This is a genomic window from Candidatus Binatia bacterium (genome assembly GCA_029248525.1).
Classification (GTDB): Bacteria; Desulfobacterota; Binatia; order UBA12015; family UBA12015; genus UBA12015.
Map to the genome: position 1 here is coordinate 104,535 of JAQWJE010000008.1, position 26,881 is coordinate 131,415.

20 protein-coding genes are annotated in these 26,881 nt (G+C 60.2%); 14 read left to right on the plus strand and 6 right to left on the minus strand.

Annotation, left to right across the window (positions count from 1 at the left end; translation table 11 throughout):
• Positions 1 to 138: 138 nt before the first annotated feature.
• From P8K07_01125 to P8K07_01190, 14 genes are all read left to right on the plus strand, one after another.
• Positions 139 to 1,161, plus strand: coding sequence for a glycosyltransferase family 2 protein (locus tag P8K07_01125; protein MDG1957122.1), 1,023 nt, complete (start codon positions 139 to 141; stop codon positions 1,159 to 1,161).
• The gene (locus P8K07_01130; protein ID MDG1957123.1) at positions 1,158 to 2,309 is read left to right on the plus strand and encodes a glycosyltransferase; all 1,152 of its coding nucleotides are present in this window, start codon (positions 1,158 to 1,160) and stop codon (positions 2,307 to 2,309) included. The genes P8K07_01125 and P8K07_01130 overlap by 4 nt, the downstream gene beginning before the upstream one ends.
• Complete coding sequence (locus P8K07_01135) at positions 2,306 to 3,208, plus strand: glycosyltransferase family 2 protein (protein MDG1957124.1); 903 nt, start codon at positions 2,306 to 2,308, stop codon at positions 3,206 to 3,208. The genes P8K07_01130 and P8K07_01135 overlap by 4 nt, the downstream gene beginning before the upstream one ends.
• Positions 3,205 to 4,320, plus strand: coding sequence for a glycosyltransferase family 1 protein (locus P8K07_01140; GenBank protein MDG1957125.1), 1,116 nt, complete (start codon positions 3,205 to 3,207; stop codon positions 4,318 to 4,320). Before P8K07_01135 ends, P8K07_01140 begins: the two co-directional genes overlap by 4 nt.
• Positions 4,304 to 6,169 carry a hypothetical protein gene (locus P8K07_01145; GenBank protein MDG1957126.1) on the plus strand — a complete coding sequence of 622 codons (1,866 nt, stop codon included), beginning with the start codon at positions 4,304 to 4,306 and terminating at the stop codon, positions 6,167 to 6,169. The genes P8K07_01140 and P8K07_01145 overlap by 17 nt, the downstream gene beginning before the upstream one ends.
• A gap of 52 nt (positions 6,170 to 6,221) precedes the next feature.
• Positions 6,222 to 7,166 carry a glycosyltransferase family 2 protein gene (locus P8K07_01150; GenBank protein MDG1957127.1) on the plus strand — a complete coding sequence of 315 codons (945 nt, stop codon included), beginning with the start codon at positions 6,222 to 6,224 and terminating at the stop codon, positions 7,164 to 7,166.
• Positions 7,163 to 8,596: a flippase gene (locus P8K07_01155; protein MDG1957128.1), complete on the plus strand. Its 1,434-nt coding sequence runs from the start codon at positions 7,163 to 7,165 to the stop codon at positions 8,594 to 8,596. Before P8K07_01150 ends, P8K07_01155 begins: the two co-directional genes overlap by 4 nt.
• A 127-nt stretch (positions 8,597 to 8,723) precedes the next feature.
• Complete coding sequence (locus P8K07_01160; GenBank protein ID MDG1957129.1) at positions 8,724 to 9,440, plus strand: polyprenol monophosphomannose synthase; 717 nt, start codon at positions 8,724 to 8,726, stop codon at positions 9,438 to 9,440.
• A gap of 14 nt (positions 9,441 to 9,454) precedes the next feature.
• Positions 9,455 to 10,624: a glycosyltransferase family 4 protein gene (locus tag P8K07_01165; protein MDG1957130.1), complete on the plus strand. Its 1,170-nt coding sequence runs from the start codon at positions 9,455 to 9,457 to the stop codon at positions 10,622 to 10,624.
• Positions 10,621 to 13,593: a glycosyltransferase family 39 protein gene (locus P8K07_01170; protein ID MDG1957131.1), complete on the plus strand. Its 2,973-nt coding sequence runs from the start codon at positions 10,621 to 10,623 to the stop codon at positions 13,591 to 13,593. The genes P8K07_01165 and P8K07_01170 overlap by 4 nt, the downstream gene beginning before the upstream one ends.
• Positions 13,590 to 14,441, plus strand: coding sequence for a methyltransferase domain-containing protein (locus P8K07_01175; protein MDG1957132.1), 852 nt, complete (start codon positions 13,590 to 13,592; stop codon positions 14,439 to 14,441). The genes P8K07_01170 and P8K07_01175 overlap by 4 nt, the downstream gene beginning before the upstream one ends.
• A gap of 50 nt (positions 14,442 to 14,491) precedes the next feature.
• A complete protein-coding gene (locus P8K07_01180) occupies positions 14,492 to 15,958 on the plus strand; it encodes a glycosyltransferase (protein MDG1957133.1) in 1,467 nt (488 codons plus the stop codon).
• Between the two features lie 89 nt (positions 15,959 to 16,047).
• Positions 16,048 to 16,959 carry a class I SAM-dependent methyltransferase gene (locus P8K07_01185; GenBank protein ID MDG1957134.1) on the plus strand — a complete coding sequence of 304 codons (912 nt, stop codon included), beginning with the start codon at positions 16,048 to 16,050 and terminating at the stop codon, positions 16,957 to 16,959.
• Positions 16,956 to 18,923 carry a hypothetical protein gene (locus P8K07_01190; GenBank protein ID MDG1957135.1) on the plus strand — a complete coding sequence of 656 codons (1,968 nt, stop codon included), beginning with the start codon at positions 16,956 to 16,958 and terminating at the stop codon, positions 18,921 to 18,923. The genes P8K07_01185 and P8K07_01190 overlap by 4 nt, the downstream gene beginning before the upstream one ends.
• A 227-nt stretch (positions 18,924 to 19,150) precedes the next feature.
• Here P8K07_01190 and P8K07_01195 read toward each other — a convergent pair whose 3' ends face one another.
• From P8K07_01195 to P8K07_01220, 6 genes are all read right to left on the minus strand, one after another.
• Positions 19,151 to 20,635 carry a radical SAM protein gene (locus tag P8K07_01195; protein MDG1957136.1) on the minus strand — a complete coding sequence of 495 codons (1,485 nt, stop codon included), beginning with the start codon at positions 20,633 to 20,635 and terminating at the stop codon, positions 19,151 to 19,153.
• A 177-nt stretch (positions 20,636 to 20,812) separates the two neighbouring features.
• On the minus strand, positions 20,813 to 21,517 hold the full coding sequence (locus tag P8K07_01200) for a polyprenol monophosphomannose synthase (GenBank protein MDG1957137.1): 705 nt from the start codon (positions 21,515 to 21,517) through the stop codon (positions 20,813 to 20,815).
• A gap of 44 nt (positions 21,518 to 21,561) precedes the next feature.
• Positions 21,562 to 22,323 carry a class I SAM-dependent methyltransferase gene (locus P8K07_01205; GenBank protein ID MDG1957138.1) on the minus strand — a complete coding sequence of 254 codons (762 nt, stop codon included), beginning with the start codon at positions 22,321 to 22,323 and terminating at the stop codon, positions 21,562 to 21,564.
• A complete protein-coding gene (locus P8K07_01210) occupies positions 22,320 to 23,636 on the minus strand; it encodes an MBOAT family O-acyltransferase (GenBank protein ID MDG1957139.1) in 1,317 nt (438 codons plus the stop codon). The genes P8K07_01205 and P8K07_01210 overlap by 4 nt, the downstream gene beginning before the upstream one ends.
• Positions 23,633 to 24,691, minus strand: coding sequence for a hypothetical protein (locus tag P8K07_01215; GenBank protein MDG1957140.1), 1,059 nt, complete (start codon positions 24,689 to 24,691; stop codon positions 23,633 to 23,635). Before P8K07_01215 ends, P8K07_01210 begins: the two co-directional genes overlap by 4 nt.
• Complete coding sequence (locus P8K07_01220; protein MDG1957141.1) at positions 24,688 to 26,844, minus strand: sulfatase; 2,157 nt, start codon at positions 26,842 to 26,844, stop codon at positions 24,688 to 24,690. The genes P8K07_01215 and P8K07_01220 overlap by 4 nt, the downstream gene beginning before the upstream one ends.
• Positions 26,845 to 26,881: the final 37 nt, after the last annotated feature.

A 26,881-nucleotide genomic window follows, 5' to 3' on the forward strand; every position in this document is an offset into this window, starting at 1 on the left:
AGAAGCAGGCTCAGGAAAGCACATTGACAAGGGAGGCCCCGTGGTGAAAGCAAGCGGGGTAGGGTGCGTCTTTTTGGCGGCAGAGCGGGCGCACCTCGTACGCCGATTCTTTTCCCACTGCCGAATTTAGGGTCATTCATGCCCAAGTTGATCATCCAGATTCCCTGCCTCAATGAAGAGGATAGCCTACCTGAAACCATTTCAGCGCTACCAAGGGAAATTCCCGGTGTCGATACGATCGAAATTCTGATCATCGATGATGGCTCGAGAGACGATACGGTTCGGGTGGCGCGGGAGGCCGGTGTCGACCATGTGGTACGATTCCCGGAGAATCAGGGCCTGGCAAGGGCTTTCTCGGCTGGCGTCGATGCGGCCCTGAAGCTCGGCGCCGATATCATCGTCAACACCGATGCGGACAATCAATACGAGGCCGACGATATCCCGGCCTTGATCGCGCCGATCCTGTTGGGGAAGGCCGATATGGTGGTGGGCGATCGCTCGCCCGACAAAATCGAGCATTTTTCTCCGCTGAAGCGCTTTCTGCAAACCTATGGGAGCTGGGTGGTTCGCGGGCTTTCCGGGACGGATGTGCCCGATGCGGCGAGTGGCTTTCGCGCCTTCGACCGCAGGGCGGCTCTGCGCCTCAACGTTATCTCCGACTTCACCTACACGCTCGAAACGTTGGTGCAGGCCGGCAAAAAACAGATTTCCGTAGCGTACGTTCCCGTTCGAACTCGCGCGACGCGACCATCGCGCCTCTTTCGCAGCATGCCGAGCTATTTGCGTCGTTCTCTGGTGACGCTGGTCCGGATCTACTCACTCTACGAACCGATCCGTGTTTTTTGGAGTCTCGGCTTGTTGATGCTCGGGATCGGGTTTCTTCTCTTTGTCCGTTTTGGCGTCTACTCGATGTTGTTCGGTCCGCAAGGTTTGATCCAGTCGCTGATTATTGGTGCCGCGCTGTCGATCATCGGGGTCCAGACAATTCTCATGGGACTGATCGCGGATCTGATTGCCTCCAATCGAACCCTGATCGAAGACACGCTTTTACGCGTTCGGAAACTCGAGTTGAGCGCGCGCGAGTCGCCGGATCTCGAGCCGGGCTATGATGCCTCGACACAATCTGTTTCGCGCCGCACCGATTCCGAGGAGAAAACGTGAGAGCGGTTCTTTTCGGGACATTCAATTCTCGGCATGCGGCGAATATTCTCCTCGTCGAGGAGATTCGTGCCGCGGGTGTCGAGTTGCGCGTCTGTCATGAGCCTCTCTGGGAGAAGACCAGAGACAAGCAGGATTCCTACTTCGCGGTGGGTGCTCTCCTCGCGCTGGCTTTTCGCTGGATTGTGGCTGCCTGCCGCCTGGCGATTCGCTTTCGCTATGCCGCTGCCGGTGCTGAAGTTATTATCGTCGGCTTCAACGGACAACTCGACGTTCTGCTTGCGAGGGTGCTGGCTGGGGGGCGACGCATCATCTTTGTACCTCTGGTCACTTTGAGCGAAACCCTCGTCGAGGACCGGCGCGTCTATCCCCCGGGTTCCTTTCTTGCACGAGCCCTTCAGGAATTGGATCGCTGGACTTTGATGGCGGCAGACCTCGTGGTGGTGGATACACGAACGCATGGCGGCTACCTGACGGAGGAACTCGGAGTCCCGACGGACAAGTTGCGCGTCCACTATCTCGGTGCCGAGTCTGCATTTGCTCCCGAAGTCACGCCGACATCGCGGCCACTGGAATGGCAACCGGGGCCCCGCCTGCGTGTCCTTGCCTATTCCAGTTATCTTCCCTTGCACGGCATGGATGTTGTGGCGGAAGCCGCAGCATCGCTGCGACCGGAAGAAGGAATTGCCTTTCTGATTGTTGGCTCGGGGCCCGAGAGGTCGCGGCTCGAGGCCCAATTTCGCAGCCTGCCGCATGTCACGCTCGAGGATTGGATGTCACAAGAGGAGTTGGTTCGGCATTTGCGGGCATCCGACGTGTCTTTGGGTATCTTCGGGAAGTCCGCAAAGGCGCATATGGTGATTCCGAACAAGGCCTATCAGGCAGCGCAGGCGGGTTGTCCGGTTGTATCTCTCGATACGCCGGCAATCCGGGAAGTTTTCCTCCCGGGCGAGTCGCTGCTGGCGGTCACGGCTTCGGGTCCGGCTCTGGCGGCAGCTCTTCGCGAACTGGCGGAGGATCCGGCGCTGGGCCATCGATTGGCGGAGGCTGCGACGGTGGCGGTTGCCCGCGTGGCAGGACCGGATGTCCGGGCGGAGCGTTGGCGAGCAACGCTGGGACTGACCGTTTTGGAGGAGACCGTCCCGGCATGAGCGACACCCGGGTATTTGCGGTTGTCGTGAATTTCAACGGAGCCGAGGTGACGCACGCTTGCGTGACTTCTCTCCGCGCGAGCCGCGCTGTCGATCTGCAAATTATCGTCGTCGACAATGACTCGACCGAAAGGGAACAAAGTCGTCTGCAATCGGATTGGGGCGAGGCAAAGGATGTCGAGATCCTGAACTTGCCGGCCAATGGTCATTTTGCCGGTGGCGTCAACGCAGGCGCGCTGCGCGCGCTGGAAGCGAAAGCCTCTCATCTGTTTTTCCTGAATAACGACACGATCATCGAGCCTGATTGCATCGCGCGGCTGATCGGCGACGCCGAGAAATATCCCGAAGCCGGTCTGTTGGGTCCGGCACTGCTAAATTTGGGAGATCGACGCCCGCTCTCGATGGGCGAGAATTATGCCGCATGGTCGCTGGCGGTCCCGCGCTCTCTTTTGCGTGTCCGGACACCGGCCGACGAATCTTACCCCGTGGGTGGGATCATGGGCTCGGCGATTTTGGTGACGACCGAGTGCTTTCTCCGTTTGGGGCCCTACCGGGAAGACCTCCTCGTCTACTACGAAGAGGTCGATTACTGTCTTCGGGCTCGAGCTGCGGGGTTTCAGCCCCGCATGGTTCCGGACGCGATCGTCCTGCATGACGGGATGCGTGGCTTTGCCGCCGGCCTCCAGCCCTATGCTGCTCGTCTCAAGACTCGCAACCAGCTTCGTCTGGCAATGGACCACGGTGGGCTCGGCGGATTTTTGATCTTCCTGCCGTTCTTCCTGAGCTTGGTCGTGGTGAGCAGTCTGCTCTATGCTCTTCGTGGCGACGGGGCTACGGTTCGTGCGCTCTGGGCGGGTGTATTCGAGGGGTTCCGCTGGCTGTGGCGAGGGCAGCCGTGAGTTCTCTGCGTGTCGCTATTGGTGCAGTGGCCGGTGTCACCGGGGGCCCGGCTACGTATGTGGTCGAGTTGTTGCATGCCATGGCTGATCTCGATCCAGCCGATATTGAACTGCACGTGCTGACCGATCGTCCGGATCTATTCGCCGGGAGATCCAATCTTCAAGTTCATGAGGTGCCCCTCCCGAGCGCATGGCACCAACCTCTGTGGGATAATTTGTCTGTGCCGCGCCTCTTGCGACGATTGCGACCGGACCTCTACCACGGAACCAAGCACGCTCTGCCTTTGCTCGGGTTGCCGTCAGCGATGGCCACTGTTGTCTCCATGCATGATCTGGCGGTCTACGCGCAGCCGGAGACATTCTCTCGGGCCCAGCGATGGCAACTCTACCTGCACCTGCGGCACGCAGTGCGCCGCGCGAGTCGCGTCATCGCGGTATCGGCGTATACGGCACAAGACCTGATCGACCAACTGGCGGTGCCCCGAGCGAAGATCGATGTCGTCGGTCACGGCGTAGGAACCAATTTTCGCCCGATCCCGGATCCGGTTCGGCGCCTTGAGGTACGTCGCAGCTATGGTGTGGAGGCAGGGGCTCTGGTCGCTTTTGTCGGCACGGCGCAGCCACGGAAACGAATTGAAGCGGCGATCGCGGCCACCGCGGCATTGGTGGCGGAAGGTCGCGAGGTGCGGATGGTCATCGCGGGACGACGGCGCCCCGGTTACGAGCCGGACTGGCTGGTTTCTCCCCCGCCTTTTGTTCATTTGGCCGGGGAGGTTTCTGCGGAGGCGCTCGTCGAACTCTATGGTGCCGCTGATGTGATGATCAGTCCCTCGAGCTTTGAGGGTTTCGGGTTGACCTTTGTCGAAGCGATGGCCTGCGGCTGTCCGGTCGTGGGGGTGGCTGCCACCTCTGTCCCCGAGGTTGTCGGAGACGCCGGGATTCTGGTGGAGAGGCCCGATGCCGACTTGCTGTCGAGCGCGTTGCGGGAACTTCTGGGGTCGGAAAAGACTCGGATGGAGTATGGACGCCGCGCGCTTCGGCGGGCGGAGGCTCTCTCCTGGCCACAGGCGGCGGCCCGGACATTGGAGGTCTATCGTGAAGCAAATCGCTGAGGTTTCGCGTCCCCCGCTGGGCCGAATCGTTGTCGAATCGCTTTGTGTGGCCGGGGTGACGCTGGCGTATCTCTGGCTTTGGCGCCTCTACGGGTTTGATGTCGTGGACGAGGGAACGCAGCTTCTGCAGATATCGCGGGCGGCAGCAGGTGCGCTCCCGTATACAGATTTCGAAACCGGTTATACGCCGGGCTACTTCACGATGCAGTCCTGGCTCTGGCAGTCTGGCGGGTTTGTGGCCATCCGAACGATGTTGGTCGTCGTGCATGCGGGCGTCGCGGCGACGGTCTACGCTTTGCTGCGCGATTCAGGTGGTCGCAGCAGCGCCAGTGTCGGGGTGGCGATGTTTGTCGCCTATCTCCTGCCGGTTTCTCTGAATCAGGGTGCCCCGCTGAACATCCCTTATCCCGGGTGGATCGCCTTGCCCGCCGTTTTGATGTCAGTGGCGCTGCTGGCGGAACTGGGGGAAGGCCATTCCGCGCGCCGGGATTCTCTGGGAATTTTTTTGGCTGGGGTTGGCGCAGCCTTTGCTTTTGCGGTGAAGCCGAATACCGGACTATTTCTTCTCGGGGGCGCCGCCCTCGCAGTCGCGGCTTCATGGAGGACAACGCATGCAGCGGAGCGCTGGTGCAGTTGGCTATTGCGCTCGACGGCTGCCTTGGCCGTTTTTTTCCTGGTCTATCCGGTTTTTGGTTCTCGCCTCGGTCTCGCCCTATGGATCCCCGCTTTTTTGGCAGTGATTGTCGCCGGGCCGGTTCGCGAAGGGGGACGGCGTACCGCCTTCCCGGATCTGGCTGCGCTCGCGGTCGGATTCTTGTTGCCTACCTTGCCCTGGCTCGGTCTCCTCTGGGCGAGGATTGGTTTTGCTGAGATGGTAGAGAACGTTTTTTTTGTGGGAGAAAGCGGTCGCGCTGTCGTGAGGGCTTATACGATGGCGGCGCCTGAATTTCGCCCCGGGATGGTGGTCATGACGGGCACATTTTTGGGTGCGATGTGGCTTGCTCGCTCGCGGGCGGCCCGGCTCGTGCCGGGACTTCTCCTCGCAGGAGCTTGCCTCGGAGCCTTTTTCGCGTTTCGCGGCGGGGTGCGTCCGCTGGCTGAAAATATTCTTTTCTGGCTGTGTCCACTTTCGTTGGCGCTCGGTCTTCTCACGGTGGGGTCCGACGAACGTCGTCAGCGCGAACGATCACTTTTGATTTTGGCATCCTTTCTTTTTCTGACGGTCTACCCGCGTCCGGACCTGATTCATATTGCGCAAATCGGTCCTGTCGTTCTGCTTGCGGGGCTGAGCACATGGCGTCGCTCCAGTTATTCCTGGTTCTATGAGCGCACGCGCGACGGCGCGCGGAATTTTACCGCACCGGGGATTCTTACCGGTGTCTTTCTCCTGCTCGCCGTTGGCCGAATGGCGCCGACTCTGATGCCACGACTCACCGAGCCTCTGGCTACCGAGAAGCTGGGACCGGGGTTTGCCGTGGAGGTGCTGGAGTCCCGGGCGGCGCCCTTCCGGGAGATCGCGGCGGTGGTCGCCCGGATTCGGCAAGAGACTCGGCCGGATGAGGCCATCTTCACCTTCCCCGACCTGGCAGGGCTGGCATTGCTCGCCGACCGACCCTCGCCCTTCTATTATGTCTATTTTGTGCCGGGCCGGCCGGATGCCGCACAGGCACTTCGCGTGGAGGAGTCCTGGTCCGAGGCGCGGCCGGGGCTGGCGGTTCTCGGTGAGCCTCGCGTTCCTGTGTTTCTCGACGCCCCGGAATATTTTCGTGACTTGATCGGGTTCGTTGAGGACCATTCGCGGCCTCTCGACGTGGTGGCAGGTGTGACCCTGAGGAGAGTCGATCGTTGATCCATTTATCCGGCTTCTTTGTCTCGCTGCCGAAGCACGATAGGTAGGGGCCATGGCGCAACCGACCGAGAGGGATGTGGCGGTGGTCGTTCTGGATTGGGACGGTGGCACCGAGACGCTTGAGGCCTTGGCCAGTGCGCAGGTAAATGATTGTCAGCCACAGCTGATTCTGGTGGACAACGCGTCGACGAATCCGGTCGTCACGGAGGCCGAAAAGCGCTTCCCCGGTATTCTGGTGGTGGAGAACCAGATCAACCGCGGATATGCGGGCGGGGCGAACGTGGGGTTGGCCGCCGCCGCTGAAGCGGGATGCTCCTACGCGGTCGTGCTCAACAATGACGCTATTTGCGAGCCGGGCGCGATCGATCGGTTGCTCGATGTCGCGCAGGGAGATTCTGCCGTAGCGGTTGTCGGGGCGAAGATTCTGGATGCGGCGGACCCCGGCCAATTGCTGATGGCGTGGGGCTCGGTCAGTTGGCGGCAGAGTCTGGTGCGATTGGCAGGGGAACAGGTTGCTGATTCGGATGCCTGGAGAGGTACGCATGAGGTGGAGTGGGTTTCCGGTTGCGCGATTCTGCTGCGACTTTCGGCCCTCTCGGAGGCAGGCTTTTTCGATGAGGCATTTTTTGCCTACCACGAGGAAGTCGAGCTATGCGTTCGTCTGAGGAAGGCGGGATTGCGGGTCGTCTGGACCGGCGAGGCGCGAATTCGGCACCGCGGCGAGGGGAGCTCCGGTCGCACCTACGTCAGCCGCAAGCAGTATTTTTCTGGTCGAAACATGGTGCGCTTTGTGGCGCGGCACGGGTCGGTCGGACAGAAATTCTATTTTGGATCGTTCTTTTTGTTGAGTTTGCCCTTTCAATGGCTGCGCCGCCTGCCTTCGGGGGAAGCCGCAGGCGTCATCCTGAAATGGCAGGGGGCGCGTGACCAATTGCTTGGCCGTCCGCTGCCGCGAGCCGCATTGGGGTTGGACCATCCGCCCGGAGCGGCGCGATGAAGCTGCGCAAGTTTGCTGGACAGGGTGGTTTTGGAATCGGCGCGTTGGTCGTCGAAAAAGGGGCCGCGTTCCTCCTGATTGTCTTGCTGGCGCGGGTCCTTCCCACCGAAACCTATGGAATCTACAGTTTCACCGTGGCCTACCTGACCCTTTTTCAGGTTCTGGCCGACTTTGGTCTCGAGCCGATTCTGGTACGCCGACTCTCGGCGCCCGATGCGGATCGACCGCAGATCCTTTCGGCAGCTCTGGGCCTTCGGCTGGGTCTGGCTCTTGGCAGTGCGAGTCTGGCGGTCCTTCTGGCTCCGTGGGTTTCGGGCGAGGGGCTTTCGATCGTCCCCGTAATCCTGCTCGGCTGCGGTTCGTTGCTCTTTCTGGCCCAGCCCGGGTTCCGGGCGGTGCTGCGCTCGGAGTTGCGATTGGGCGCGGTTTTTCTCGTCGCCACGTTCACCGCCTCACTGACTCTGGCGGGGGTCTTTCTGGCCACTCGACAGGAGGGGGGATTGCTGGCGGTGTGGACCGCCTATGCCGTGGCTACCTGGGCAGGCTTGGGTCTCGCAGCTCTTCTGGTGTCGAGGTCCTTTCGCTTGCAGGTCCGCATCGCTCCGGACGTCTGGCGTTCCTTGCTGGCCGAATCCTGGCCCGTTGGTGCCAATTTGCTGGTGTTGATGATGGGGTTGCGAGCGGGTGCAATCGTTCTGATGCAAACCGCAGGCCCGGATGCCGTGGGTCTTTATGCCTCGGCCGCGCGGCTCTCGGAGGCATCCAATCTGCTCGGTGAGGGCACGATGCTGGTCATCTTTCCTCTGCTCGCTCGGCTGGGGCCTTCGCGTGCGGAAGACCTGCAAGCGTTGGCGGGGCTGACCGCCAAAATGCTCGCCATCGCTCTCTGTTTCACGGCTTTGGTCGGCGGTGCTCTGGCAGACCCGCTGGTTCGGGGGTTGTTTGGTGAGCGCTTTGCCGCAAGCGGGCCGGTTCTGGCGATCCTGCTTTGGTCAGGCCCGTTTGCCGCCGTGGGGACTCTGTATGCAAATTTGCTGGTGATTACCGGCCATCAACGGCTTCTGCTGGGCGTGAACGCGGGGAGTGCTGCTGTTCTGATCCTTCTGCAGTTGCTTCTGGTGCCCTCCTACGGGATCCAGGGGGCGGCGTTTGGGGTCGTGGTCGGATTTGCCGCGGGGCACGTCCTGTTGTTGCTGCCCGCCGCCACCCGAAAGGTGATTTGGCCCTGTTGCCGGGAGGCCTTGCGCCCTATGGCACTTGCTTTGGCCTGTTTAATGTTTTCCGCTTCCTACGACGATGGTCCAATGAAGGCCCTGATTGCCCTGGGGTTCTTCTCGTTGGCCCTTTTGGGAACGAGAACGTTGTCGATCAGGGATCTCAAGGCTCTGCGAGTGGCTCTGCGTGACGGTTCGTCGGATGTTTCGCGCTGAATCAAATCCGTCGGTTCCTATCCCACCGTCAAATCTGTTACGAAGGTAGCGTAGAGAAAGGCCAGTTGGAGGCCCCGATGGTTCCTTTTGATTCCCATTTTCCCATAAATTTCCGCGAAAGCATTCCGTGTCCTTAAAAGTAATCGTCGTCCCCACCTACAACGAGAGAGGCAACATCGAGAAGTTGCTCCCGGCGTTATTGCAGGTCGATCCCGAAATCGAAGTGGTCGTGGTCGATGATCAATCGCCTGACGGCACGGGCGATGCGGTCGAGGCTGTCGCAGCGGAGCTGGGACGAATCCACCTGGTGCGTCGCGAATCCAAGCAGGGTCTCGGGCCCGCCTACCAGTCCGGCTTTCGGAAGGCGCTGGAGCTCGAAGCTGACTATATCGTGCAAATGGATGCTGATTTCTCGCATCCAATCGACTCGCTACCCGAGATGCTCAGCAAAGCCGAGACCAACGACCTTGTCCTGGGTTCGCGTTATTTCGACGGGATCACCGTGGTCAATTGGCCGATCGAGCGCCTGTTGCTGAGCTATTTCGGAAATTACTATGTCCGCAAGCTGACCCGCATGCCGATCAGCGACACGACCGGTGGTTTCAAATGCTGGAGGCGGGAGACGCTGGAGGCGATCGACCTCGCCGATATTCGCGCGAACGGATACTCTTTTCAGATCGAGATGAATTACCGCGCCTGGTGCAAGGGGTTCAAGATCGTCGAAGTCCCGATCATCTTCATGGACCGAACGGTCGGGGATTCCAAGATGAGCAAGCGAATCGGGCTCGAGGCACTCTGGATTGTCTGGGAGTTGAAGTTTCGCAGGATGCTCGGCCGGCTCTAGGGCGAACCTCAGCCATGCGAGTTCTCATGCTCAATGAGCGGGATGTCAGCCATCCCCTCGCCGGTGGCGTCGAGGTCCACCTCGAGGAACTCGGACAGCGACTGGCTTCTCGTCATGGGATCGAGATGACGGTTCTATGTGCTGCATTTCCGGGGGCCAAGGCCGAGGAAGAGCGCGGCGGCCTGCGGTTCCTCCGTTTTGGAAACCGCTTCTCCTATTACGCGCAACTGCCCCGGCGCAGCCGTGAGGAATGGGCAACCGGTGAGTACGACCTGGTGATCGAAAACCTATGCAAGCTCCTCTTTTTTTCACAGCTATATCTGCCCCGAGCGCCGAAGCTCGGGTTGGTTCATCACCTCTTCGGGCTCTCTGCTTTTCGCCAGGTCGCGCTGCCGATCGCCAGCTTCGTTGCGGTTACAGAAGCGATGTTGCCCGTGGCCTACCGCCGCTGGCCTTTCGTGGTGGTCTCGCCCAGTACCCGCGATGATTTGCGGGCGCGTTTTCTGCCTGCCGATTCGATCCGGGTGATCCCGAACGGCCTCGATCACGAGAGGTTCTGCCCGGACGCTTCGGTGGCCGTTGAGCCTGGCCTCATCGTTTTTGTGGGCCGTCTGGAATACTACAAAGGCGTGGATGTTCTGCTCGAGGCATGGCGGCTGCTCGGAGAGCAGCATCCGGAATGCCGGCTTGTTTTGGTCGGCGCCGGTACGGCTTCCGAGGATCTGCAGGCACGCGCGGCACGTTTGCCGAGCACGGCACGCGTGACGTTCACCGGCTTTGTCTCCGAAGACGAAAAAATCGAATGGTTGCGCAAGGCTTCGGTCGTCGTGCAGCCCTCGCACAAGGAAGGGTGGGGCCTGACGGTTCTGGAGGCCAACGCTTGCGGGACACCCGTGGTCGCGACCGATGTGCCGGGGTTGCGGGACTCGGTTCGGCCCGGCCTGAATGGGCTTCGCGTGCCTCGCGGAGACGCTCCGGCGCTCGCGGGAGCACTGGCGCGAGTTCTCGAGGACTCTTCCCTTCGTGCGTCCCTTTCTGCCGGCGCCCTGGCATGGGCGGGCCGTTTTGGTTGGGATGCGGTCGCCGATGCCTTCGCGGAGGTTCTGGGAGCACTCGCTGCAGGCAGGCCCTTGCCGGAGGTGCGCGATTTCCTCGCAGACGATTCCGGGGAGCGTGCGGCGTGAGTGCTCCGCGGGCATGGCCCCAGACCATCCTTGTCGGAGCCGTATCGGCCCTGCTTTTCGGGTCCTTCGTGGGCTATGGGTTCAACCTCGAGGACGAGGGGAATATTCTCTATCAGATCTTGCGAACCTTTCGCGGGGACCGACCGTATCTGGACTTTCATACCGGCTATACGCCGGCTGTTTTCTACCTGAACGCCTGGCTTTTCGAGTGGTTCGGCGTGTCGGTGGTGCCCCTGCGAGCCGTTCTGGTCGGGGTAAATGCGGCCTCCGTCGTGCTGATCTTTCGGCTCGCCTTGCGCTTTGCCCCTCCTCTGGAGTCGGCGGCCGCGGCACTGGTCTATGCGATCTATTTACCGTTTTTTGCCGGCCAGTTTGCGTCCTTCAATATCCCCTATCCAGCTTGGTATGCGGTGCTGGCATGGCTTGCCACGCAATTGGCGATGATGAAAGCGGTCGAGCGTGGCTCCCGTCTCTGGTTGGGAATCGCTGGCCTCGGTGCCGGCCTGGCCTTCTCCTTCAAGCCCAATACCGGGATTCTGGCGCTGGGGGCCGTTGTGCTCTGCCAACTTCTGATGACAGCGCCGATCCGCGGCCGGGTCGGAGCCCTGCTCGAAGGGTTCTTGTTGGTGGTTGCCTTCGGTGCGATCTTTGCTGTTTTGACCTTTGACGTTTTCACCGAACAATTTTTTCTGCTGGGGTTTCCTCTCCTTCTCGTGATTGGTGGCGGGTTCTGGTTACGGCTCGGCGTACGCCGGAATTTCCCCTCACTTGCGCGCCGTTCTCTCGGGGCCGGGTTTGCCGATGTGGGCGTGATCCTCGGCGGATTTCTCCTGATCACGATGCTCTGGCTTTCCTATTTCCTGCCTCGGCTGGGCATTGACAGATTTGCCGAGGAGATCCTGCTGCTCGGTGCCGGTGTCGAGCGGATCTATCTGATCTATTACCCGGATATCAGTGCCTGGAGTGGCGCTCTGATGGCGGGTTTGGTGGCTCTCTGGGGACTAGTTTTCCTGATTGGTGCCGGCGTCTTGCGGCGTCGCGCGATCCTCGCACTGGGGAGTGTTCTGACGCTGGGCCTTTTGGGCGCTCTGGGGATCTTCGGTCTTGCTCCTGAGGGCCTTTTGCTCTCGATCGCCATGCAACTAGAAAATCTGAGCTTCTTTCTGATTCCGGCGTTGCTCCTGGCGGGCACTCTGATGTGGCTGGTGCGGATGAGCCACCCTCTCGTCTGGTTTGCCGCGCAGGTCCGACCGAGTTTGGCGCGGGTGACGGTCGCTCTGGTGTTTGCCCTGATGCTCTTTCTGCAACTTTATCCGCGCATTGATTTCATGCATGTGGTTGTGGGGATGCCGTCTGCATTGGTGCTGGCGGCTGCCGCGCTCTGGCGCTTCGAGGTGTGGGCGGCTCGCTCGCTGGCGGTGACGGCGGATTGGCTTTCTCCCGCAAGAATTCGGTTGCTGGTATTGTTGCCGATAGCGCTCGGGCTTTTTGCGCGTGCAGCGCCTTTTGTCGATGCGCGGCTGGCCTTCGATCCATGGCCCGAGGGGCGTGAGGCCACGCTCCTGCGCCAGTCCGCGCTGCCTGTGGGAGTGGAAAAAGATCGCGACCACGATTTGCAGGAGCTTCAGGAAGTGGCCGCTTTCGTCGAGCGATGGACGGAACCACAAGAAGAGATTTTCGTTTTTCCTGCGTTGGCGATCGTACCCTTCGTCACCGATCGACGGACGCCCTTGCCGCATGATTATTTCTTCCCCGGTCGCCCCTCGCACGCGGATGAGGCGGATATGGTCGCGGAACTGGAAGCGGATCCTCCGGCTCTGGTTGTCTCCCTGAATGATCGTCTCGGCTACTTCTCGGCGTCGCCTGCGTACTATTTTATTCTGCGGGACTATATCCAGCAGAACTACGAGATGGTTCGCCGCGTCGGCCGCTATGATATTCTCGCGCGCAAGGAGTTGCGGAAGGCGAACCCTGCATGGGCTCGTCCTGAAAGCGCCCCGGAGAAATCTCGCAGGTTTGCCGCCGGAGATTTCCATGAGGTTCTGGTCGAGACACAACGTATTGGTGCGAGTGGATCGTCTGCGGACCTCGCTCCCTGGGGGCATCGATTGGCCGATGTGGACCGAGGCGTCCGCGGTGCGATCATCGCGGCTGCGCTGCAGGTAGCGCAACGCGACCCGGGTGGACTTGGCGCTGTCGCCGAAACGATCGCCAACGGTCGGCGCGAGCAGCTTTTGCTGATTCGGGCCATGGGCGAGTACGCCGGGCCCGACGCCTTGCCTTATTTGCAGGATGTTTTTCTTTCCTCCTCGGGGCGCTTGCGATGGGAGTCGGCTCGCTCGATCAATTACGTTCTCGCACGGAGGCTATCGGATCGGTTCCGTCTGGTAGGCGACCGCAAAGGGCCCCTGTGGGACCTGCCCGGTGACTTCCGTACGGAGGAGATGGTCGCGATGCTTGATGATTTTGTCGAACGGCAAAGAATCGGGGCCTTTGCGGCGATTGCCGCGGCCGAGGAGGGGCGCCCGGACCTGATTCCGGCCCTGGAGTATTTCGAAGATGAAGACGAAACGACTTGGTGGAGGATGATTTCCGCATATTCTCTGGTGAAAATGGGTGCGCCGGAGCATCTTGGAACCTTGTTTGATGCTCTGAATACGGGCACTTTGGCAGGACAATATGTGCCATCGCTCCTTCTGGACGAGGAGCTGGTGGACTCCGCACTGGTTGCCGACCAGATTCGTGAGGAGTTGCGCGAAGGCACAGAAGAAGAGAGGGAAACAGCAGCGTGGATGGCTGCCTATTTATCTCGCGCCGATCTGACGATGGAATTGGAAGCGGCTTCGGCCGATAGCAGCGCTGCTGTCCAGCGCGCGGCACGTTGGGCGCTGGAGAAAAGAAGGTCAAGAGAGCAGGGTGTCGAGACAGGCCGTGGGGAAACGAATTTGCGGCAAGGAGAGCGTTCGTGAGCGAAGCGACGGAAAAAGCAGCTGAAGCTGCAAGGGCGGGTGGCCTGTCGGCTCCCGAGGGGTACACGGGAGAGCGCCTGGCTGCCGAGGATGTACGTTTCGCTCCGGATATGGCCCGTCATCTCGCGGCCTACCATCTGGTCGGTCCGCTGGTGGCAGGCAAGGAGATTCTCGAAGCGGGCTGCGGGGAAGGTTATGGCGCCGCCATGATGGCCCAGCATGCCGCCAAGGTGGTCGGTATCGACTATAACGCGGTGGCTCTGGACATCGCGCGCCAGAGACATTCCGGGCCGAATATCGAGTTTCGCGAGGTGAACCTTCTCGACCTCGCCCAGCGGGACCCGGGGCGCTTTGACGCGGTGACCAATTTTCAGGTGCTCGAGCATCTGGACGACCCAGCACCCTTTCTGGAGGCGGCAGCCGCTTGCCTCAAGCCTGGTGGGTGCCTGATCCTGACGACGCCCAATCGGCTCGCCAGCGTCTCGGAGAACCCGTATCACGTGCACGAGTATCTGGCCGACGAACTCGGCGAGACCTTGGCCCCGTTTTTCGATACGGTCTCGGTCAAGGGTATCGTGGGCAGCGAGCGCGTGTACGCCTTCGAAAGAGCGCGTGGAGCTCAGGCGCAGCGTATTCTTCGGCTTGACCCTCTCGGGCTGCGCAACTTGCTTCCGGAGAGTCTGGTGAAGTTTCTATTTGCGCGCCTGGCACTTCTCGTGCGGTCGCGTGTAGCAGCGAGCGACGCCGATCTTGTTGATTTGCAGGCTTCCGAATTCGAGATCGGTGAGACAGAGCCGCCGCAATGGATTGATCTCCTGGCGATTGCCTATCGGAAGGTCGAACCCTGAAGGTGATTGGCTATGATGCCGCATTCGAAACCAAACCTTGAGATCGAATTATGAATGAAGCAATGACTCTCAGCGTGATCATCCCCGTGTATGATGAGCACGCAACGATTCTTGAATTATTGCGTCGTGTGGCCCACCACCCTGAAGTCTACGAGATGGTAATCGTCGACGATTGCTCTGGCGACGGCACAGCGGAACTGCTGCGTCAGCAGGACTCCGAAAACTGGCCGGCGCTGCAGGTCGATGCCCCACGCGACCTGCCGCGGATTGTCTTCCTGCAGCACGAAATCAATCAGGGGAAGGGTTCTTCCCTTCGAACCGGTTTTGCCGCCGCTACCGGAGATATTTTCCTGACGCAGGACGCCGACCTCGAGTACGACCCGCAAGACTACGAGAAATTGCTCCTACCGCTCTACGATGGGCGCGCGGATGCCGTCTACGGGTCCAGATTTGCCGGGTATCCCCGGCGGGTGCATATGTTCTGGCATACGGTCGGAAATCGGTTGCTGACCTTGCTGTCCAATATGCTTTGCAACCTGAACCTGACCGATATGGAAACCGGCTACAAGGCGATGCGCCGGGAGCTCGTTGAGAATATGGTTCTGCGGTCTCGCCGTTTCGGGATCGAGCCCGAAATTACCGCCAAGCTCGCTCGTTTGCGGGCGCGGATTTACGAAGTGCCCATTTCCTATAGCGGACGATCCTATTCGGAGGGCAAGAAGATCGGTTGGAAGGACGCGGTTTCCGCAGTCTATACGATGTTTCGCTGCGCCCTGGTGGACGACCGAGAGGCTTCCGATCCGCTTCATGCCACTCTTCGTCGAATGGCGGTTCTGGATCGTTATAATGCCTTCTTGTTTGAGTTGATCGCGCCCTATGTGGGGCAGCGAGTTCTGGAAGTGGGTGCCGGAACGGGAACGATTACCCAATTTTTGCGCGGGCGAGATCGGGTCTGTGCCACCGAGTTCGATAGTCAGTACCTGCAACTGCTGGAGCGTCGCTTCGAACACGACCCGCAGATCCGTGCCCGTATGTTCGACCTGGACAAGCCGGTGCCGACGGACGTGGCTGCGGAGCGTTATGATACGGTAATCTGCCTGAATGTTCTCGAACACATCGAGGACGACGGGGCCGCCTTGCGGCGAATGTGCGAAGTCCTCGAGGACGATGGTCGTCTGGTGCTGCTGGTGCCCGCCCACCAGTTTCTCTTCGGGGCGATGGATTCGGCGATCGGACACTTCCGCCGCTACGCGCGTCCGTCATTGCGGGCCTTGCTCGAGCGGGAAGGCTTTTCTCTGGAAAACGATTTCATGCTCAATGCCTTGTCCACCCCGGGATGGTTCCTGAACGGAAGAATTTTACGTCGTACCTCGGTTCCCGGAATGCAGGCTCGTTTGGCCAACCGTCTGGTGCCCCTCTTTCGACTGGAGCGCAAGCTCAATTTGCCCATCGGCCTTTCGGTCGTAGCGATTGCCCGACGTCGCGATCCCGCGGTGCCTGTCGGTTCCGCTGCCTGACCCCCCCCATTCTTGAATTTGCTTTGGCCCCGCGCCTCCGGGAAGCCTGAGCGCTCGACCTGCCGGAGTTGTCCAGATAGACACCCTGCATGGGATTGCAGGGAGGTGGATTTGTTGCTCAGGCTGCAGCGCTGTGTCGCGCCTGCGATGGGTCGACCGATCCCCGGTTTCAAAAGCGAGGCTTCTCTTTTGTGACATGCAGGGAATGCGGCGTGATCTCGGTTGCGGACCCGCTGCCGGACACTGTGGACTATGATGCCAGTTATTTTTCCGAGTCCTCCGTCAACGGCTATGCCGCTTACGTCGCGGATCGCGACCTGATCGAGGCAAACTTCGCCGCCCGTCTTGTCTGGCTGCAATCCTTCACGGCAGGGGGGCGCCTTCTGGATGTGGGGGCCGCCTACGGTTTTTTTGTTCACCTCGCGGCACGGGCCGGCTTCGCCGCACAGGGTCTGGAGCCAGCTGCAGACTGCGCCGCATTCGCGCGTCGGGAGCTCGGCGCCGAACTGCAGACAGGTCGGATCGAGTCGGTCGATTTGCCGGACGAAAGTTTCGATGTTGTCACGATGTTCGATGTCCTTGAGCATTTTGAAAACCCGAGGGTCGCCCTGCAGCAGGCCGCGCGTTTGTTGCGACCGGGTGGTCTGCTCGTCGTGGAGACTGGTGATACCGAGGCGTTGCTGGCTCGACTGGCACAACAACGTTGGTACTTCTTCGATCCTCCACAGCATCTGGTTTTTTTCTCGCAGGCGAATCTTGCACAGCTGGCAAGGAGTGTCGGCTTTGGTGATGCGCTTGGGGTGGGCCATATCGGCCGTCAGGTCTCCTTGCGGAATTTCTCCTTCCAGTTGAGTCGAGCTCTCGGAGGGCGGCGTGGTGCCTTGCTGCGCCGATTCGGGGAATCAACATGGGGGCAGTCACGCTTTCGTGTCCCTGATCGAGGCAATGCGTTTATCATGGCCTTTCGACGAGAACCCCGGCCGGAGTCGAGCCTGCGATGATTCCGGTGTTTCTCGGAGCTTTGGCGGGTCTTTGTGCGGCGTCCTGGGTTGGCATGCTTCTGATGGAGTGGGAGCGGTGGGCTGCCGCCCCGATGCTGGTGGCTGGTCTTGGGGTTTTTCTGGGCACGTTGTGGCAAACCAGGGCGAAATTCGCCTCAGGGCAGTCGGCGGCTCCGATTTTGGCGCTGCTCGCGAGTCTGACGTTCCTGCCGGGTATCGATACAGCGTTGATTTCTCAGGATGGGAGTCTTTATCAGGCTGCGGGACGCCACCTGGCTCGCGAGGGAACGATCCGCGTGACCGATCCCCGATTGGCAGGAATGGACGCGGTCGAGCGTTCGGCCCTTTTCTCGATTGGCAGTTTTTCCACGTTTCGAGTTTCATTTTCTCGTCTGCCGGGAGGCCTGGTCGTTCCCGATGAGAGGGCTGTCTCGGCAGTCCCGAGTTTTTCTCACCTGCTGATCGTCTGGATCGCGTTTGCCGATTGGTGTGGCGGGTTGTCCGCGATTCTGATGCTGGGTCCACTACTTGCCTTTCTGGCGCTGTGGGCCATCGGACTTCTGGCGCAGGATCAGGCGGGATGGCTCGGGGCCGCGGCAGCGATGGCCTTGCTGGCGTCGTGGATGCCGCAAAATTTCTTTGCGCGTTTCCTGATGCCTGAAATTCTGACGCAGGCCCTCGTTTGGGGTGCTGTTTTCGTTGCCCGATTGGCAAATCGGGAGCGAGGAGCGCCTGGGGGTTGGCTCCTCGCGATCCTTTGCGGGCTGTCGCTCGGCGTTGCGGCCATGGCTCGGCTTGAGCAGATTTTCATCTTCATTCCAGCCTTGTTCCTGTGTCGGGCGATCCTGCCGACGCGGATGCGGATTTTGCCACCACTGGCATGGATCATCTTCGGGCTGGGGGTCGCGCAAGCTCTTGCCGATTTGATGCTGCTGCCGACCGATTATACGAACCGGATTCTGAAGGTTCTGGCCCTCGCTTACTCGGTGCCGATACGTGCGGTCTTCTATCTTGTCGATAACGACGGCTATGTGGCTATTCCGATCTTGCGTTACGGGTTGCCGACGCTGTTCGCACTTGGCTTTATGGCTCTGGGCTTCATGACCTTGCGTCTTGAGAAAAAACGCAAAGGGCTGGGCGTTCGATCCATGTCTGCCTTGATCGGCGTCAGCTGGCTGCTGCTGATTTTTCTGGCGCCGGGGCAAAATGAATTCCCGGTCCTCTCTGCTCTGGGCTGGTACCTTCCGGGTATTCTCTGGATTCCATTTCTGATGGGGGCGCCCGGGTTTCTCGCTTTCGGTGGACTGGAGGTGGCTTTGCTCCTGCAGTCGCTGGACCAGGTGTTCTTCGGTCGCGTTTCGGTGGAGCAGATCTGGGCGTCGCGGCGTTTGGTCACGACGGTTTTGCCTCTGCTGGCCCTGATGGCGGCGAGCGCCCTGGCTTTGCGGAGTCGGCGGGCAGCGCGTGTTGCGGGGGCATTCATCCTTGTGGGTGTCGTGGTTGCCCTCCCCATGCTTGAACCGCTGGCCGGTCGGCCTCTGCAAAGAGGGGCGAGCGGTCTGGCTGCCGAGATCGCGTCTGCGGTTCCCGCAGACGCTCTGCTGCTGGTCGCACGGCCGCTGGATTGGACGCACCTCGCTGCAGCCGTCTGGCTGGGTGAAGGCGGACCAGCGACGTTGGTCGTCCGCGAAGAGGAGGTCAAGGAGCACCCGCCCGCGCTGCGAAAACTTCTGCTGCGCGAAAAACAAGTGTACTACCTGCGAGGAGATTTCGCTTCGGAGGGGCCTGCCCCGGTCACGATGGCCGAGGCGGAGCTACTCCGGGATTGGAGTTTGGTTCCGGTCCGCGAATGGAAACCTCGGATGCGGCGCTTGCAGCCCGAGAACGACGCACCCCCCTCGCGGATCCAGGAGCTGCGCGGTCACGTGCAACTCTTCCGGTTGGAATCGTCGAGCTCTCCTTGAGATCTCTTTGTCGGGCGTTTCCCTCGTCACTGGATCTGATGATGTCGGGATGATCGCCCGAGCCGCGCCGAGATCAGAGCGGCTCTGAAGCCCGAGCGATGCGAAACACTCAATGGTGCCGCACTCGGCTCCTGGAAGCCTCGGAGGTTCGTCCTCCCTGAGAACGATGCAGCGTGAGATGCATCGAGTCGAAACGGGCAGAGAGGTTCCCGGCAGGATTATTCCGGTCAAGCTGCCTGCTGTGTCTCGTCGGCCTCGGGCACTGGAGTCGAGGATTTGCCTCGAGCGCCGCTAATCGCTTTCCATGCCATACGGACCGTAACCTTGATCCCTTCGACCCCGAGGTAGGGGAAGGTGATGGGAATCAGGATCAAATAGAGCATGGCCGCAAGACGCCGCATTCGGTGGCGAATGATCCAGCGGATCGCGGGTTTCATGAAATTCGGCGAGCGAGCATAGACCGGGGTGATCTTGGCCAATGTTTCGGCAAGCTCCTTGTGGGGGTGCTTGAGAATCGACTCGTGATGATAGCCGGAGATGCCTTGGCGGACCTTCTCTTCACCTTCCTCATCGAGGTAGCCCATCTCGACAGATGCGTCGTACATCTTTGTCTTGGGGAACGGGTAGAAGACATAAGCCGAGGATTGCGACGGTTGGATCTCGTCGATCATCGATAGCGTCTTGAACATCTGCTCCGGTTCTTCGCCGGGGTTTCCGTAGATACAGGAAGCCTGCAAGCCGATACCGGCGTCGAGGACGTTTTTGGCAGCGTTCTTGATGAGTTCGTCTGTCATTGGACGTTCCATCAGATGGCGCCGGATATCGGCATCCCCGGAGTCGACTCCCATGAACACGGTATGGCAGTTGGCCGCCTTCATTGCCTCGACCAGCTTCGGGCGCAACGTTGTCGGGTAACCGAAACAGTACCAGGGAAGGTTGATTTCCTTGCGGTAATGCTCGCAGAATTCTTCGACCCATTTAGGGTTCGTGGTGAAATTATCGTCGTGTACCGAGACGTATTTCACATCGTATTTTGTCAGATTCTGCTTGAGTTCCTCGATCACGTTCGGAATCGAACGTTTGCGCAGGAAGTCTCCCTGATCTTTGAAGATCGACCGTTGGTAATGGATGTTGCAGAAGGTGCATTTGAAGGGGCAACCGCGCCCGGTGAAGACTTCAAGATTGTCCTTGAAACAGCCGTATTCGTACCAGAGCTGTTTTTCCGGGAAGGGCAGGGTGTCGAGGTCGTTCTCGAGCGGCCCCATGGGGTTGCGGTGGATCAGACCGTCGCGGCGGATCCATAGTGTCGGTACATCGGTATAGTCTTCGCCGCGCTCCATGCGATTGCAGAGCTCCAGCATTGCGATTTCGCCTTCACCCAGACAGACCATGTCGATGTTGGGATCGTTCTCCAGCAGCCATCCCGGCAGTGCCTGCGCGTGGTGTCCTCCCATGAGAATGGGCACCTCCGGCATGGTCTGCTTGAGCTTCTCGGCCATCACCTTCGCGAAGGGATAGAGATTGGTCAGGCAGCCCATCGCGATCAGGTCGGGTTTGAAACCCTTGGCCCGATCCAGCAGTTCCTGATGTTTGTTCATCCAGGCGAGATGCGGGAATTTGATAAACAGGTTGTCGTCGAGGCCGGGATCGAAAATCAGGTCCACATCATGCCCGTGGGCCTTGAGCATGGACATGCAATAGCCCACCCCCATGTTCTCAATACCTCGGTAATAGAACAGTACCCGCATAGAAAGAGAATCCGGTACGATGACTCGTCTGTCAATACGCGAAACAGCTTGTGAACGATGTTTTAGAGGAATTATCCTCCGGAAAGCTTCTCGGAGAGGTTTTTGACCGGAAACTGGCGAGCAGGGAAGGCAATCCGGGCGCTATTGCCAAAGACCGAGTCGCATCCGCCAGGGCGTCAGCATGGAGCGGAGAATCTCGGCTTTGGAGATTTTGGAGGCTCCGGCACGCCGTTGGGTGAAGATGATGGGCACCTCAACGCCGGTGATCCCTGCGTAATGCATCCGATACTTCAACTCCACGAGAAATGAATATCCGTCAGTCGTGATCGAATCGAGATCGATCGCTTCGAGAGCTTCGCGACGGATACATTGGAAGCCTGCTGTCGCGTCCTGAAACGGCAGGCCTGTGATGGTGCGGACGTAGCCATTGGCGAATTTGCTCATGATGAGCCGCGATAGCTCCCAATTCACAACGCTGATTCCGTTCAGGTAGCGCGAGCCGATGACCAGATCGGCATTCTCCGCAGCCTGCGCGAGTTGCGGCAGGTAGGAGGGGTCGTGGGACCAGTCACCATCCATCGAGATGACGGCGTCGTATCCCTCCTGCAGGGCTCTGCGAAAGGCTTCCCGATACGCCGAGCCGAGCCCGAGTTTTCCGGCCCGGTGCATCACATGAAAGCGCTCTTCTCGCTCCGCAATCTGGTCGGCGAGATCCCCGGTCCCGTCCGGAGAATTATCATCCACGATCAGATACTCGAGATCACCGGGCTGGGACAGGACCGCAGCCGCCAACAATTCGAGATTTTCTCGTTCATTGTAGGTCGGTGTAATTACCAGCGTCCGCATCCTGCAGGTTCTTCTCTCATAAGAGGACCCGTCGGTCTAGGGCATCATTTCGCCGACTTGGTCGCGCGAACGGTCCAGTAGGACCAGCGCGCAGGGCCGAGGGCCTTTCCGACGGCGGTCTCGATTCCATCGAGCCCTTTTTGGAGCCAGTTGTTGCCGGCCAGAGCGGGCCATCCGAATTGAGGGTGAAAGACGACCCGATCGAGGGGGAAGGGCACCGCTGATTCTAGATGTACGCCCTCGAGAGGAAGGCGACTGAGCTGTTCGCGCAACCAGGGCTCGGTGGAACGGGCGGCCCCGCGCTCGGCTTTCACCAGAGCCATTTGCAGGCGGATCAGCGGGTTGTGCGCGTTGGGTTCCATCAGCACAAAGGTGCCGCCCGGCCGCAGCACGCGCAGGCTTTCCTCGAGTGTCGCGAAGGGGTCCTCCAGATGGTGCAGGACGTCTCGGATCAGCACCGTCGCAAAGGTGTTATCGGCAAAGGGTTGGGCACCGGCATCGGCCGCTGTCCATAGCGCACCCTCGACTTTCGTCGTCGCAAACTGAAGTTTGGGCAGAAAGGCGTCCAGGCCGAAGCAGTTCTTGCCGCCCGGATACTGCTCGACCAAGTGAAATAGATTGCCTCCCTCGCCGGCGCCGACCTCCAGAATTGGCGAGGCGCTTTCCCTCAGGAGATCGCGAAGCAGACTCCGCTCGCGGGCGGCAAAGGTGGTCGCACCGGTTTGCCACGCAAAGTGGGTCTCGTCCGCAGCCTCGAAGTATTCTCGCTGCTGGTCGAGGAAATTATCCGAGTTTTCGTTGCTCATCCGAGGAAGACCATTCGACGCAGGATATTCCAGCAGTTTTCGATACCAATCCAGGGTGGAAGGAAAAAGGGAATCCAGGCAAGAGCGACAAATCCAAAGGCCATTGCCTGCGCTGCGCGGTGGCGCACGATCGAGGGCAGGCCTCGACGCAGTCGCTCGCGCAAGGAGTCCAGAGCGGATGTGTTGTTCCAGAAGCGTGCCGCAGCCACAGCGCTTCCATTGAGGAATCCCCAAAGTATAAATCCGATCCACGCTTCCGGTGGATAGCCGGTCACCCCCAGAGCCTTCAGTGCGCCCCAGACATGCCAGAGGCCACTCGCCAGGAATGTCGCTTGAACATTCAGATTGGGGTGACGGCGGTTTCCGCCGAGAGGGATGTAGACATAATTGCGCAGCCAGATTCCGAAAGAGATATGCCAGCGCCGCCAGAATTCGGCGACGGATCGCGATTGCCAGGGACGATCAAAGTTTTCGATCAAATCCCATCCCAGAATCCTGCCGAGAGCAATGGAGATATCGGTCCAACCGGAGAATGTAATATAGAAAGTGAAGTAGAGCTCGACCGGCCACAGCCAGAGGCGAGGGTGGCTGAAGGCCGAGCCGCTGGTTGCGAAAATCGTGTCGTTGTCGATGCCCAGGTAGAGCGTGGCGAAAAGGACCTTCAGGATTCCCAGCAGAAAGCGCGCGCTGCTTCGGGCCAGCGTCCGCAGATAGCTCCGGAACTCCGACCAGTTGGCGACGGCCGGCCCATGGTTCCGTCCGTCCCGCATCTGTTCGGTCGTCTCGATCGGGCCGTTGACGAAGGTGGGGAAAAAGAGTGTCGCGAGAAGAAACTCGCGCAGCGATCGCCGCGCGAGTTTCCCGGAGCGGCGGTCGACGAGATAGGCAATACAGCGCAGCAGCCACACATTACTCGCAAATGCCCAGAATTCCCTCATTTGACTGGTGTTGCCCACAAGAAGCTCGGCGGGCAGGAGCCAGGGGTAGGCCGCCAGCGCGACGATCAGGGTCCAGCACACCAGAGTACCGGTCCGGCCTGGCCATCGCTCGACCGCCAGCCAGAGTGCCACCGAGAACCCCACGGCGCTGATGGTCATTGCGCCGGAGCCCAGGAGGTACAGGGCGACAAGGGAAAGGATGACGACGCCCCACTCGCGAAGGTGCCGCTGCAATGGCGCCAGGACGATGCCCAGTGATGCGAGCACGGCGCCATAGAGAGCAAAGCGCGCAAAGAGGCTATGCCGGGTTTCCCAAACGCCCGTCAGGAGGTCATGTAGTTGGCCGTCGGCCCAAATTTGAAGGTCGGCTGTCACAGCCGGTATCCCCGCACAACACCTTTCGGCCAGAGCGCGGATTGTTCCAGAAGGGTCCATAGCGCGTGGCTGGCAAGGAAATGCCCATCGCGCCCCCAGCGCCCGAGCCCGTCAATGCAGAGTTCGAGCGGCTTGGTGGTGGTTTGGCGGATACTGGTAAACGAACCCCCTAAATCCATACACGGGGCAATATTCTCGAGCTGGTCACAAAGGTCTGTTTGGTAGGGGGCGTCGGGGCAAGGCGGGGCGACAAGAATGGCGAAACCGACACCCGCATCCGCTGCCCGGTCGGCAAGCGTGCGAACCCCCGAGAGGGCCTGCGCCCGCGCATCGGCAATTTCGGCCTGTGACCGTTTCAGAGGAGGAGGGAAGAGGCGTGCGCTCCTCGATCCGGCTTGCTGCGGTGTCCCTGTCCACCAGGCATGAATCGCCGAATTGCTCAGAAGCCCGGAAGCTGGCGGCAGGGTCTGGGCCAGGGCAATGGTGCCTTCGTCGCGCAGCGCGCCGACCGGGTCGAGCACCAGAACGACGATATCGGGTTGGAAAGCCAGCCCGCGCTTTTCCAGAAGTTTTTCCTGTCGGGCAATACTGTAGCCGGGAATCTGCCCATTGATGACAGAGACGCGCTGACCTCGCCTCTGGTCTGCCAGATGCGCCAGCCGAACGGAAAGTCGGTCGCCCCGTGCCACACCGATCCCGTCGGCCAATTGGCCTCCGAGGAGAAGAACGCGGACTTCTTCCGCACGTTTCTCGAGGGGCCATTCCTGATCAGCCAGGCCACTGGCGTTGATCGTGACTGGAGCGCTCCATGCCGCCCCGTCGCAGGGGTCGAGCGTGAGCGTCAATCCGGGACGGAAAGTCCAGCCGAGGTCGGCATCTGGTTGGAGAAGATAGTTTTCTCCGTCGGCACAGACGTTCGGGCCCTGAATGCGGGCGATCCCCTCAACGAGAAAAAATGAGAAAAATAACCCGAGAGCCGCCATCAGCAGCCTGGGCAGAGGTTGGGGGGGGCCGTGGATCTCGCCTCGGGCGGAATGGTCGCTGGGGGCGCTCATTGGATATAGCCCAGAGCGCGCAGACGCTCACGCAGAGCTGGGTCCTTGATTTCGGGCAGGGCACTGACTTTCTCGCCGGGGTAATGCCAGAGGCATAGATGAATGCCGCGCTCGGGTTTGTCGCAAGGTGGCTCGGACGGACTCTCGAGGTCCGCGCTATTGAGGTCGACGGTGGCGGCGTCCGACCGTTTCCCCGAGGCCCCGAGCGAAATGCGCAAGGGGGTGTTCTTGCCCGCGGCATTGCGGTCACTGAATGCGACCAGATCCCTGTTCCCGAGATTGTTGGAGTCCTTGAGGCGATCAAAGCGCAGCCCGAATCCGGTGGCGGGCCCTCGGATCTGCAGCCGGCGTCCGTCCGGAGATAATTGCAGGACCCCTTTTTCGCCACGACGGTCGAGGGTGAGGAACGTGGCGGAGACCGGCGCACTGCTCATTTCGATCTCTATTTCGCGATTGTCTGCGCCCGTGACTTGCATCTGGAAGCCTCGCTCTCGGAGGATGCTTCGGGCCTGGCGCAGGTCACGCATCAATTCCGCAGTGGTCGTGCCCTCGGGGAGAGTCGCGTAAGCCTCTCCCGGGTCAGCCTCAAGGTCATACCCCTCGACCTCGGCGGCATTCAGGCTTTCGACAATTTTTGTATGGCCACGACGAATGGCATAGCGGGTCGGGAATTGCGCTTGTGTGGCTGTAGCGATGAAATCCCTGGGCGTCTGATCCAGCGTCCGCCCGAGCTTCTCGCCCTGGAATTGATCGGGTGAGGGCAGGTTCATCCAGTCGAGAATGGAGGGCGCGAGATCGATACCCTGTACCGTCCGCTCGACGACGCGGCCACTCTCGGCCCCGCCAGGAAGCTTCACGACGAGAGGAATATGCAGCAATTCCTCGTAGAGACTTTGCCCGTGAAAAAAGCTGCCATGGTCCCAGAGCTCTTCGCCGTGATCGGCGGAAATGACGATCAGTGTGTCATCGAAGATTTTCTTGCTCTTGAGTTCCTGCAGGAGTCGGTCGATCTGCGAGTCGATATAGCGAATGCCGGCATCATAGAGTGCGATGATTTTCTTTTGATCTGCCGCGTTGTATTTTCCGGCGGCCGCGCCTTTGTCATCCTTGAAGGTGTCGCCGACGGGGCCGCGGTAATTCTTGTCGACGAAGACGTCGCGCCAGCGAGCCGGTGGGCGGTAGGGCGTATGTGCATCCAGAAAGTGCAGGTAGAGCGCGAAGCGATGCTGCTCATGGTCGGACAGCCACGCGAGAGCCTGATCCGTGATATTGTCGGCGGTCAGCGCGCCACTGATGATACGGTCGAAGGTGCCGGGAGGATCGGCATGCGCTCCCTGACTGAGCCATAATGGAATCCACGCATTGTTGATGAAGGCGGCACTCGGGATTCCTGCATCACTGAAAGGTGCGGTCAGAAGAGGTTCGTCCCGACTGGGAAAAAGTTGCGAAGTAAAGATCTGCGGAATCGACGGCAGGGTCATCGGCGCATTGGCATAGGCGTGCGCGAAGCGGATTCCCTTTTCGGAAAGACCATCGATGGTTGGTGTCGTGGGGTGGGGGTAGCCGTAGGCACCCACGTGGTCTGCCCGGAGGCAATCGATCGTGATAAAAAGAAGGTTGGGCGAGTCGAGGGAGGCTCGGGTTTGGGTGATTCGGGGTGTACTCCAGTACACAACCGAGATCTCGGCTTCTTCCACAACTTCGGAACTCGTCTCGAAGCGCAGCGTGCCGCTTCGTCCCGCCAGTTTTCCGAGGTCGACCTTCTCGTCGAACCAGGTTCGATCTTCACTCCGGTCTTTCAGCTTGATGCGGCGCTGATAGATGACCTCGCTTCCGGACTCGTCATCGAACCATATTCTCGCGGTGACCGGTTGCGAGAGCTCGGGCGACTCAACGGCAAAGACGAGGGCAGAGGCGCTGATTCCGAATTGGAGGATCGCATTCTCCGGGACTTTCACCGGGTAGCCGGCTGCCGCCGGAATTTTCATGCGCACAGCCGTCCGGGTCTGACCGTGAGCCCCCCGCATGACGGCTTCGACATTTTTTTGAGGTTGCTCATCACCGGCGACAAGGCCGACAAGATCAAAAGCCGGCACAGTCGGGACCACAGCCCATGCGGTCGTGGTCATCCAGAGGAGGCATGCAAGCCCCATCCAGAGACAAGAGCCCGGATGATCGCTACGGAGCCGG